At 46.5% G+C, this 8,632-nt stretch carries 12 protein-coding genes; 10 read left to right on the forward strand and 2 right to left on the reverse strand.

Annotated elements, in window-relative coordinates; genetic code table 11:
* Nucleotides 1–90: 90 nt before the first annotated feature.
* The 7 genes from B4B27_RS03380 (at nucleotide 91) to B4B27_RS03405 (ending at nucleotide 4,924) form a co-directional block, all read left to right on the forward strand.
* The gene (locus tag B4B27_RS03380) at nucleotides 91–468 is read left to right on the forward strand and encodes a 3-isopropylmalate dehydratase small subunit (protein ID WP_290723652.1); all 378 of its coding nucleotides are present in this window, start codon (nucleotides 91–93) and stop codon (nucleotides 466–468) included.
* Nucleotides 469–701: 233 nt separating this feature from the next.
* Complete coding sequence (locus B4B27_RS03385) at nucleotides 702–1,199, forward strand: hypothetical protein (RefSeq protein ID WP_290723654.1); 498 nt, start codon at nucleotides 702–704, stop codon at nucleotides 1,197–1,199.
* Between the two features lie 43 nt (nucleotides 1,200–1,242).
* The gene (locus B4B27_RS03390; protein WP_290723656.1) at nucleotides 1,243–1,620 is read left to right on the forward strand and encodes a hypothetical protein; all 378 of its coding nucleotides are present in this window, start codon (nucleotides 1,243–1,245) and stop codon (nucleotides 1,618–1,620) included.
* Complete coding sequence (locus B4B27_RS14675; RefSeq protein ID WP_414654296.1) at nucleotides 1,617–1,946, forward strand: type II toxin-antitoxin system RelE/ParE family toxin; 330 nt, start codon at nucleotides 1,617–1,619, stop codon at nucleotides 1,944–1,946. The genes B4B27_RS03390 and B4B27_RS14675 overlap by 4 nt, the downstream gene beginning before the upstream one ends.
* 334 nt (nucleotides 1,947–2,280) lie before the next feature.
* On the forward strand, nucleotides 2,281–3,519 hold the full coding sequence (locus B4B27_RS03395; protein ID WP_290723658.1) for a hypothetical protein: 1,239 nt from the start codon (nucleotides 2,281–2,283) through the stop codon (nucleotides 3,517–3,519).
* A 313-nt stretch (nucleotides 3,520–3,832) separates the two neighbouring features.
* Nucleotides 3,833–4,276: a mobile mystery protein A gene (locus B4B27_RS03400; RefSeq protein WP_290723660.1), complete on the forward strand. Its 444-nt coding sequence runs from the start codon at nucleotides 3,833–3,835 to the stop codon at nucleotides 4,274–4,276.
* A gap of 60 nt (nucleotides 4,277–4,336) precedes the next feature.
* Nucleotides 4,337–4,924 carry a mobile mystery protein B gene (locus B4B27_RS03405; RefSeq protein ID WP_290723662.1) on the forward strand — a complete coding sequence of 196 codons (588 nt, stop codon included), beginning with the start codon at nucleotides 4,337–4,339 and terminating at the stop codon, nucleotides 4,922–4,924.
* A gap of 129 nt (nucleotides 4,925–5,053) precedes the next feature.
* Here B4B27_RS03405 and B4B27_RS03410 read toward each other — a convergent pair whose 3' ends face one another.
* A complete protein-coding gene (locus B4B27_RS03410) occupies nucleotides 5,054–5,236 on the reverse strand; it encodes a hypothetical protein (RefSeq protein WP_290723664.1) in 183 nt (60 codons plus the stop codon).
* Nucleotides 5,237–5,871: 635 nt separating this feature from the next.
* On the opposite strand from B4B27_RS03410, the gene B4B27_RS03415 reads away from it, so the two are divergent.
* Together B4B27_RS03415 and B4B27_RS03420 are read left to right on the forward strand one after the other, a co-directional pair.
* Nucleotides 5,872–6,387 carry a hypothetical protein gene (locus tag B4B27_RS03415; protein ID WP_290723666.1) on the forward strand — a complete coding sequence of 172 codons (516 nt, stop codon included), beginning with the start codon at nucleotides 5,872–5,874 and terminating at the stop codon, nucleotides 6,385–6,387.
* A 102-nt stretch (nucleotides 6,388–6,489) separates the two neighbouring features.
* Nucleotides 6,490–6,930, forward strand: a complete 441-nt coding sequence (locus B4B27_RS03420) for a L,D-transpeptidase family protein (RefSeq protein WP_290723668.1) — start codon at nucleotides 6,490–6,492, stop codon at nucleotides 6,928–6,930.
* Nucleotides 6,931–6,960: 30 nt separating this feature from the next.
* On the opposite strand, the gene B4B27_RS03425 is transcribed toward B4B27_RS03420, so the two are convergent.
* Nucleotides 6,961–7,593 (reverse strand): PH domain-containing protein, encoded by a 633-nt coding sequence (locus tag B4B27_RS03425; RefSeq protein WP_290723670.1) that lies wholly within the window; start codon nucleotides 7,591–7,593, stop codon nucleotides 6,961–6,963.
* 101 nt (nucleotides 7,594–7,694) lie between these two features.
* Here B4B27_RS03425 and B4B27_RS03430 point away from each other — a divergent pair, with 101 nt between their 5' ends.
* Complete coding sequence (locus B4B27_RS03430; protein WP_290723672.1) at nucleotides 7,695–8,546, forward strand: hypothetical protein; 852 nt, start codon at nucleotides 7,695–7,697, stop codon at nucleotides 8,544–8,546.
* Nucleotides 8,547–8,632 lie beyond the last annotated feature (86 nt).

The following is an 8,632-nucleotide window of genomic DNA, read 5'->3' on the forward strand; positions in this document are numbered from 1 at the left end:
GCGGGCGCGGCGATTGAGCGCCCACTAGAAGGGGTGGTGAGCTACGAAGTGTGAACCAGGGGAAGGCTTTCCCCTCTCCCATAATTGAAAATGAATTCTATCTCCAGCCGCGAACACGCTCCGCAGGCCCTGAAGCGCTGGGGCATCCGCGCCATCATCGCCGAAAGCTACTCCGAAATTTTCTTCGGTAACTGCGTGGCCATTGGCGCGCCTTGCTACAAGGTGAGCCACGAAGTTGCAGACAAGATTCTCGCCTGGATTGAAGCACACCCGAGCGAAGAACTCGTCACGAGCACCGAAAGCCGCACGCTCAAGATGGGTAACGAAACCATCGAGCTGATACTTGCCGACGGCCCCCGCGGTCAGTTCCTCAACGGCTCCTGGCACGCACGCTCCGCCCTCATGGCCAACGCCGACAAGGTGCAGGAACTCGCCAGCAAGCTGCCGTACATGAACTTTCTGAAGTAGGAAGTAGACGGTAGGAAGTAGGCAGTGGTTGGTGGTTAGTGGTTAGGAATGATCACGTCATTGCGAGCGTAGCGAAGCAATCCAACCCTAATCGTCATCCTGGAGCCGCAGGTCCCTGAGCTGGTTGATGAGCCTGTCGAATCAGTCGAAGGGTGCGGCGATAGGATCCACAAGCAATTCAAAAACGTTCAGGTTAAAATCCTGGGCGTTTTTTTATTATATATTCAATTCGTATGAAACAATTCGTTATTTTGTTGCTTTTGGCAACTATCGCCTTTTCACAAGAAGACTTTTCTTATATCAAGAATGCTGAAGTTGATTCTGCCGCATATTATGAAAAAGAGTATTTATACCATTTTGAAAAGTATCAACGTGACGAGAATATTTCTAAAAAAGCACTTTTTGTAGCGATGGGTTCCATAGGAATTGCAGGTGCTCTAGGCATGTTTATTCTAATTGATGAGATAGATAGAAAGTTAAGTTCAGAATCCGGATATACAATGTCTAGCCCCTTGGTTATCGTGGAAATGAGCCTCTTTAGCATATTTCTCATTTCCGATGTTGTATACGCTTCTTATGGGACCTTTGCAAGTATTGAAAAAAAGGAAAGTGATGCTTATAACGAGAAAAGAAAAGCATATCAGTCTAGACACATCACGAAAATTTCTGTAGTCCCTCAAATAAATCCAATAGAACAAAAATATGGCGGCGTTTTGGCATTAAACTTCTAGGGTTTTAGGGCGGAGCTCTAGGCGAAAGGGTTGTGGAAGACCAATGGAGATCCCCGCCTTCGCGGGGATGACATGGGGCTACAGCGAGGGGAAGGCTTCCCCCTACCCTTTCGCGCAAAATTGTATATATTATGCTTATACCGGTGAGGTTTATATGAACGCCATAAAACCCATTTCTGACTTGCAAGATTCTCTCGAAGACATTTCCAAGACCGTCCACGAATCTGGACAGCCTGTGTTCTTGACTAAAGACGGCTATGGCGATATGGTTCTTATGAGCATGGAAGCGTTCGCGCATTTTCAAATTGAAAATGAAATCTATGCCAAGTTACATGAAGCCGAACTACAGGCACAGGAATCCACCAAAAGATATACTTCTGAAGAAATCCTAAAAGAAATCGGACAACTTACCGCTGTATGAACTACAGAGTAGAATATCTACCCTTAGCCCTGTCCGATTTGAAGAGTGCGATCGCACACATTTCTAACGAACTCGGGATGCCCAAAGCCGCAACGGAACTTGTTGAGCGCATCGTTGGCGACATTGACTCATTAGCCGATTTTCCATATTCACAGCCAGCCTACACCCCTATAAAACCACTAAAACACGACTTCAGAAAGATGGTCGTACAGAACTATTCTATTGGGTTGACGAAAACTCAAAACAATAACAGTTGCTCGAATTCTGTACAACCGAAGAAACATCATTTCATTAATTCGATAACGACATCTACACAAAAACAATAGAGGTCTCTCGGGATTACTCCAAGTTTTAGGGCGGATAGGATTCAGAAACCCATGCCCACCTCATCCATTGACAACATTCTCGTAGAAAAGGCGAAGCGCCAAATGCACCTGCGCAACGGCGAGAATGTTGTCAAGACATACAGAATTTCATTGGGCAAGAATGTTGAGTTTTAGGGCGGCGCCCTAGACGAGGGAGAGACATACCCCACCCCTTTTCAAAAGCGTCCAGGTTCAAAGCCGGGCGTTTTTTTTCATTTACAGCAAACCAAAACGCTTGCGAACCCGTATAAATAAAGGTATATTAAGGTTGCAAGTCTTATAAAAGGATCTTTATATGAAGACTGTTTCGGGTAAAACATTTATTATTTCTTGTATCGTGCTGTTGTCCGCAATCTTTATCTCAGCATGCGGAGACGATAACAGTTCCAGCGTCCCAGATTCGTCACTAGAATCTTCTAGCAGCGTAGAAGACATTGAAAGCAGTTCCGATGCAATCTCCAGCGAAGCATCGACACAATCTAGCGCTACCGAACCCTATTCTAGCGCAAAAGAATCCTCCTCCAGTGCCGTTGAATCTTCCTCTAGTAACGAATCATCCTCATCAACAGCAACGCCATCTTCACCCAGTACCGAAAGCAGTTCCAGCGCCGTCGCAAACGCTAAGGACTACTGTTCCACTAATTTTCGATACAAGTATAACCATGACGACGCAAACAAGAAATTCACCATATTTGAAGACCACCCTTACGACGAATGCCAACATCTAAACGGCAACTATACATTTACCCATATAGACGAAGTTCTGCAGCATAAACGGAGTTACTTCTTTGTCGGAGACACTCTAGTTTTAATTCAGAACAACGAAGGCGATCCCGATACTGCGACCACCGTTTTGGTAGGCGGATCCGCGAACAATCTTCTCGGAGACTGGTCTTTCACAACATGCAACTACAAAGCAGGTTCCATTTCTTGCAACAATAAACCGAAATCATACACGATCCATTATGTTTTTGAAGCAGATTCTCTGTTCGTATATTACACGTTAACAGACGGAAGTTGTATTCCACCAGAATCTTTAATGCCAAGTGACGGGACCTTGTACAAAGACGAAAGCTACACCGATACCTACGCCATGCTATGGCTATACAACTCCATTATAAACATCAAAAAAGGTGACACTAAAAACATAAGCATTTATCCTTACGATTTCTTCCATCAATCGGGCGGAGTTACCGATCTATCCGAAGTGGTCATTTCAAGTCAAAGCAAGTATGCCGTTACCTTCACTATAGGCGGTCAGGAATTTTACGCCACTATCGGTGAGAACACACACCGCATCCAGTATTATTCCGGTGCCCAATATGAAGTTGATTTGGATCTTGCCTCTGGCGGCACGGTTTGTCATCTGCATTACTTTGACGATGCAAAGCTCACCAGTGAAACGTGCAAGGACGAAAACGCATCTCACTTTGTATTGGACACGCATGAAGATACAGGCATTGAATATGTTGACTCGTATAATGTTGAAAACATCGACGAGTTTAAGGCTTGCCTGATTACGCTGGCACAATAATCGCCTTATAGCAGCTCTTTATGAGCAGATGCTTTTAGCGCGAGTCCTACCCTACACCATCTCGACCTTGAGCCTTGCGGCGAGTTCTTAAAATCAAGCCCCAAAATCCACACTCGTGCTCAAATATTGGCGAATTCCTCTTAGATTCTATCAAAAGCGCCGATATATTAGCAGTTTTCTTCCTAGACTTCAAATTGTTTTTTGGAATTTTCGCAGCCACGTTTCAATTTACAATAAAAAAGTTATATTTCATTGAAATTCTATAATATATTTATTATATTATATAAGAACATTATAATAAATAGGTTATTTTATGAACCAAAGGCTGATTTTGCTCAGGGCTCTTGCCCATAAGACGGGAAACCTCGCCCAGCTTCGCGACGCCCAACCGCCCAAGCAGGGGTGGATTTCCGCCGTTCGTCGGGCTCTCGGAATGACCGCAAAACAACTTGCGGAACGCGTCGGGCTTTCTCAGCCGCGCATCGCCAAGATGGAACTCAACGAAAACAACCTCAAGATTTCGACCATGAAAAAAATCGCGGAAGGCCTTGACTGCGATTTCGTTTACGGCTTTATCCCCAAGAGCAGCCTGCAGGAGACGATTAAACGACAGGCCCACAAAAAAGCCGAAGCAATCCTGTCGAGCGTCAACACGAACATGGCATTGGAAGATCAACTTGCCGACGATCCGCATATCCTGACGGACATGGCCGATGAGATGATAGCCAAGAACATAAGGCGCATTTGGGATAAGTAAAAATTTTCCCCATTCGTCATTTTGTCATTTTATGACATGCCCATAATTTATATTTTGGGTATGGCCGATATATTTACATCAGACGACAATTCTACGCCCCTTACGCCAGAAGAACGCGAAGGGTTAAAGCCCAAGTGGATAACACTTAGGCGCGAACTCAACGAGTTCGAAACGCGCAATATTTTGGATGCTGAAATGTGGCTCGCAACTCACAAGCAACGAGATGTTCTGAACGATACATTCCTTATGAAATTGCACAAACGGATGTTCGGTCAAGTGTGGAAATGGGCCGGTGAATACCGAACGACGGAAAGAAACATTGGGGTCGCGCCATACCAAATTCCCGTCAAATTGAAGACGTTGTTCGATGATGTGAAATTCTGGATGGAGAACCATACATTCCCCAACTTGGAAATAGCCGTCCGGCTTCACCACAGGCTTGTTTTAATCCACCCGTTCCCTAACGGCAATGGTAGAATTTCGCGACTGATGGCGGACCTGCTTATGCAGCAACTTGGCGAGCCGCGGCTCTACTGGGGTGATGCCAGCTTGAACGACATTACGGATTTACGGAAGAAGTATATTGACGCGCTTCATGCCGCCGACTCCGGGGATTATACAGAACTGATTAAGTTCGTGACAACATAAAAACTGCTTGTGAGCCCGCATAACTAAAGAAATATTCAAAAGTAGGTCTTATAGTCGCTCTTTACGAACAATGAACTTTAGCACGCAACCCCACCCTACACCAACTCGGCCTTAAGCCTTGCGGCGAGTTCAATCACGGCGCCATCGAGAGTTCCTAAACTTGTAGGAGGCATTAGCCAATGACGCGAGTTCCCTTTTGCGTTCTTCGGTAATCTGCGGCTTGCCGGCATGGTTCGCCTCGAAATCGGCAAGGATTTCTTGCTCTTCTTCGTCCAGATTGAACTTTTTCGCATGTTCTTTAAAAGACAACATTATACTTTTCCTTTTTTACGCGATTTTCCCTATTTCCTAATGCCCTTCGGGTCGGAAATAGGCAGTTTGACACCTTCGGACGGCCAGCCCCAACAATCCCCCTCTTTGCGGTTCTTTTCCGGCATGCGCCTCCTTTGCCATTTTCACAAACGGTTTCTTGTAACTGCCAAGAGGGGCACGAAAATTTTACACAAGCCTCTAAGCCATCAAAACAAGTTTCCACAGCAGAAAACTATATTTACGGCATGAAGGCGACCTTCCTAATCATATTTATCCTGGTTGCGCAAGTTTTTGCAGACTCCCCCCGCATAGTTTATGACGACGTTGATTCGGTGGCATACGAAACAAGCGTTGATTCAATGTCAATACATACAGAGGAACCACTGGATTCCCTACAGCAAGAGGATTTGCTTAATTGGTCGTGCCAGAGCCTTAAGGAGCATAGCGAGCTCATACAGAATGCATACAGGATGCAGCGGGATTCTTTATCCAAAAAAGAGCGTAGAGAACACGTACAACTTATGGACCGACAACTTGACTCCGTTGCAAATGTTTGCCATCTGGGAATATACGGGAGATCTCAGTTAGGGTATTATACACCACGTCGATTTTTCGCATTTGATCTTTCCTTCTTTATGGCGATGCCGACTATTGACGATTCCTTCAACAAGATCCGGTTCTATGGCGGGGATATTTCCGTAAAGGCAACAACGTCCAAAGGGGACTTCGGTTTAGGATTTAGTGTCGGCTATGGGAAAAATGAAGGGGACGACATCCACTACGAAGACATCTACCACAAGGGCGGGGAAACCGCGGGCGGCATGACCCCGTATATCTTTTACGGCTATCCGGTTTTAGACAATACGGACCACAGGATTGTCCCTACAGTCAAATTATGCTACTACAGCGGCAGTTCTGGGGATGAATCTATCCCGGCAGAGGACGATACGCACAAGCAGTTTTTCTATTCCCTGGGAATCCGTTACGAGTATACTATCAACGCCCCCGTCGACAAGAAGGACTATCGTAAAGGTCTCCTACATGACGCCGTTTTCGCAACAATCAATTTTGGTTTCGATGTAAATATGTATGCCGCCGATGTCATCGCCATCAGGGCATTTGTCGGGCTTGGCCTTGGACTCTTTAAGTAAAAAGATATTTAAAACATGCCGAAGAAAACTCCATTTTTCCTTTTACTTCTAACATCATTCCTATTTATTTCTTGTTCTTCAGAAACAGAATCTTCCAAAACAATGATTACGGAAAACATCGACAACATTCTCGTAGAAAAAGCGAAACGCCAAATGCACTTGCGAAGCGGCGAGAATATCGTCAAGACGTACAGGATTTCGCTTGGCAAGAATCCCGTGGGAGCGAAAGTCAAATCCGGCGACAACAAGACACCCGAGGGCAACTACACCATCGAGAAACACAATCCCAAAAGCATTTTTCATTTATCGCTGAGAATTTCGTACCCGAACGAGGAGCAAATCAAGGCCGCGAAAGAAGGCAACTACGAGCCCGGCGGAGACATCATGATTCACGGCTATCCGAACAAGGTTCCTGCATTCCTCTTTAAATATTGGCACAAGTGGAAAGACTGGACTGCCGGCTGCATCGCCGTCACGAACGATGAAATCGAAGAAATCTACGCCACCGTCAAGGACGGAACACCGATAACAATTTTGCCTTAGAATGCCGGATTTTAGGGCGGAGCCTTCCCCCTACCCCTTATACCTTGATTTATAACCGTGATTTTCCTGGGGGCGCAAATCGTTGGGGTACATCACGTCGGTGTAGATGTCCTCTTGCAACTTTTTTACAAGCTTGTACACTTCCGCGTAATCGGCGATGCTGTCGATGGAAATGCCCGCGTTGGTAGAAGTCCTCCGGCCATTCAGCGTTGCGGGATTTGCCTGCGCGGAGGTCGTGATGATGTCGCCCACGCCGAACCACTGGTCGAAAATGCCGCGGTGCAGGTCCACGTGCGAAAGTTCCGCAAACGGCTTTGACTTGTATGTCCTGGCGAAGATACCACCGGACGCGTAGATTCCCTTGTCCGTAACGATGTAGGCCGTATTGCGGTACCGCCGAAACGAGAGCAGAGCCCCGCCAAGGTAGAGCCAGACCGGCATCATGTGCAGTGCCATGAACGGGATGATAAAGAAGGCCGCCTCGTCCGCCTTGTCCGAAGAGAAAGCTGCCCCGATAAAGAACATGTCAAAAAGTCCCCAGACAATCGCAAACGGGAGCAGCGGATTGAAGATGCATTCGAAGATAAAGCACCTTTTGTCCGGCTTGCCGGCGTAGAGAATCTTTTCGCCTTCCCCAATCAAAAGCGTCAGCTCGTTGTCCATGCACCACCTCGTAAAGAACTATTTCCCCTACTAATATAAACAATTTAACGCACTTTATAAAAAATAAATCTATATTCGGGGAAAATTCGTTAGGAGGACGAATGAAACGAATCATTCTACTAGCCCTTTTGTTCTTTTTAGCCGGTTGCGGCGAAGACAGGGCTTTCATGACACCATCGGAGAACGTCGTCGTCATCGACGTGAACTCGAGGGAATACTTTATCAACGGCAAGAAGGTCGGAGATTCCGTGAAGGATTTTCTCCAAAGCGGGGACTGGAAAGTCCAACCCATTCTCGATTTTTTCAGCCAGTTCAAGAAAGACAAATCAAGACCGCTGGACGAAAAGGAAGTCCATGTTCACGTTGCCGGGAACTGCACCTTCAACGCTTTCGGCAAGGTGCTGACGACCTTGAACTTCGAACCGCTTGTCGGCAAGGTTCTGTACGTCATCGACAAGGACTTCGCCTCCCCTATCCAGGCAATCAACCCGGCCTGGGATTCCGACGTTCAGACATGCAGGAATGCCACCAAGGACAACGTCATCAAGGTTTCCCACATGGTGATTGGGGAAAAGGGCCTGACGGACGAGGAGATTCTTGCAAAACGGCTCAATGAAAAGAAACTGGAAGCCGAATGCGCCGAAGATTTTATGATGATCAGCGTGATCGTGAATCTCTACGACAAGACAAGCCCCTTCATCGTGAGCCTGAACGAACTCGGTTTCCTTGGCGGAAAAAGGATGTACAATATCGCGAGCGAAGAGGAATTCTGGAAATTTATCAACGAAATCAAGTCGCGCGAATCCCTCCAGAACAAGAAGGACAAGAACCAAATCCTGTTTGTCGTCAACAGAGAAGCCCCTGTGGCAAGCATGAGCCATATCATCAGGAAACTGAACGATTACGGCTACAAAATCACGTTCGCATACACGATTCTACAATCTTTCCCCTAAAAGAAAAGCCCCGCTCGAAGCGGGGCGAAAGTTCAACTCTGGGAAGAATTACTTGGCGTGGCGCTACTTCGTAGCGCTAGCCAATC

It is taken from the genome of Fibrobacter sp. UBA2449 (assembly GCF_002342555.1).
In the GTDB taxonomy this organism is placed as follows: Bacteria; Fibrobacterota; Fibrobacteria; order Fibrobacterales; family Fibrobacteraceae; genus Fibrobacter.

What these genes read in the sequence shown, in the direction of transcription:
- B4B27_RS03380 (WP_290723652.1), top strand. Translation starts at nt 91, where the DNA reads ATGAATTCTATCTCCAGCCGCGAACACGCTCCGCAGGCCCTGAAGCGC.
- B4B27_RS03385 (WP_290723654.1), top strand. Translation starts at nt 702, where the DNA reads ATGAAACAATTCGTTATTTTGTTGCTTTTGGCAACTATCGCCTTTTCA.
- B4B27_RS03390 (WP_290723656.1), top strand. Translation starts at nt 1,243, where the DNA reads ATGGAGATCCCCGCCTTCGCGGGGATGACATGGGGCTACAGCGAGGGG.
- B4B27_RS14675 (WP_414654296.1), top strand. Translation starts at nt 1,617, where the DNA reads ATGAACTACAGAGTAGAATATCTACCCTTAGCCCTGTCCGATTTGAAG.
- B4B27_RS03395 (WP_290723658.1), top strand. Translation starts at nt 2,281, where the DNA reads ATGAAGACTGTTTCGGGTAAAACATTTATTATTTCTTGTATCGTGCTG.
- B4B27_RS03400 (WP_290723660.1), top strand. Translation starts at nt 3,833, where the DNA reads ATGAACCAAAGGCTGATTTTGCTCAGGGCTCTTGCCCATAAGACGGGA.
- B4B27_RS03405 (WP_290723662.1), top strand. Translation starts at nt 4,337, where the DNA reads ATGGCCGATATATTTACATCAGACGACAATTCTACGCCCCTTACGCCA.
- B4B27_RS03410 (WP_290723664.1), bottom strand. Translation starts at nt 5,236, where the DNA reads ATGTTGTCTTTTAAAGAACATGCGAAAAAGTTCAATCTGGACGAAGAA.
- B4B27_RS03415 (WP_290723666.1), top strand. Translation starts at nt 5,872, where the DNA reads ATGGCGATGCCGACTATTGACGATTCCTTCAACAAGATCCGGTTCTAT.
- B4B27_RS03420 (WP_290723668.1), top strand. Translation starts at nt 6,490, where the DNA reads ATGATTACGGAAAACATCGACAACATTCTCGTAGAAAAAGCGAAACGC.
- B4B27_RS03425 (WP_290723670.1), bottom strand. Translation starts at nt 7,593, where the DNA reads ATGGACAACGAGCTGACGCTTTTGATTGGGGAAGGCGAAAAGATTCTC.
- B4B27_RS03430 (WP_290723672.1), top strand. Translation starts at nt 7,695, where the DNA reads ATGAAACGAATCATTCTACTAGCCCTTTTGTTCTTTTTAGCCGGTTGC.